Here is a 1,178-nt window from a genome sequence, read left to right as displayed (position 1 = left end):
GAAGAATCTCGCTGATGGTGCCGGCGCCTACGGTTCTGCCGCCTTCGCGGATCGCGAACCGCAAGCCCTTCTCCATCGCCACCGGCGTGATCAGCTCGATCTCCAGCGCGATGTTGTCCCCAGGCATGACCATCTCCGTGCCTTCAGGCAGCTTCGCTACGCCCGTCACGTCCGTCGTGCGGAAGTAGAACTGCGGACGGTACCCGTTGAAGAACGGCGTGTGGCGTCCACCCTCTTCCTTCGACAGCACGTAAATCTCCGCCTTGAACTTCGTGTGCGGCGTGATCGATCCTGTCTTTGCCAGAACCATCCCGCGCTCCACGTCTTCCTTCGGAATGCCGCGCAGCAGAAGTCCCGCGTTGTCGCCCGCCAGTCCTTCGTCCAGCTGCTTCTTGAACATTTCCACGCCCGTCACTACGGTCTTGCGCGTCTCGCGGAAGCCTACGATCTCCACTTCCTCGCCCACCTTCACCTTGCCCCGCTCGATGCGGCCCGTCACTACCGTGCCGCGGCCAGAGATCGAGAAGATGTCTTCGATCGGCATCAGGAAGGGCTGGTCAATCGCGCGCGCCGGCAGAGGAACGTTCTTGTCCACTGCTTCCATCAGCTCGTCGATCTTCGCTTCCCACTGCGCTTCGCCGTTCAGCGCGCCCAGTGCAGAGCCGCGGATCACCGGCACATCGTCGCCGGGGAAGCTGTACTTCGACAAAAGCTCGCGCACTTCCATCTCCACCAGGTCGATCAGCTCAGGGTCGTCCACCGCATCGCACTTGTTCAGAAACACCACGATGTACGGCACACCCACCTGACGCGCCAGAAGCACGTGCTCCTTGGTCTGCGGCATCGGGCCATCCGTTGCTGCCACCACCAGAATTGCGCCGTCCATCTGCGCCGCGCCCGTGATCATGTTCTTGATGTAGTCGGCGTGGCCCGGGCAATCGACGTGCGCATAGTGCCGGTTCGGCGTCTCGTATTCCACGTGCGCCGTCGCAATCGTGATGCCCCGCTCCCGCTCCTCAGGCGCATTGTCAATCGTGTCAAACGAGCGGAACTTGATGTTCGGATTGTGCTTCGACAACACCTTCGTGATCGCCGCCGTCAACGTCGTCTTCCCATGATCAATATGTCCGATCGTTCCCACATTTACGTGCGGCTTCGACCGGTCAAATTTCTCCTTC

Annotated in this window: 1 protein-coding gene; it reads right to left on the bottom strand. The window is 61.0% G+C overall.

What is annotated here, in order from left to right:
- The coding region (tuf, locus tag AC5S16_RS23150; RefSeq protein ID WP_493932494.1) for an elongation factor Tu at positions 1-1,178 on the bottom strand (1,178 nt) is incomplete at both ends.

Source organism: Acidobacterium sp. FHG110202_01 (assembly GCF_059115305.1).
Note: the sequence above shows the minus strand (reverse complement) of the source record. Positions and strands in the feature narration are given on the sequence as shown.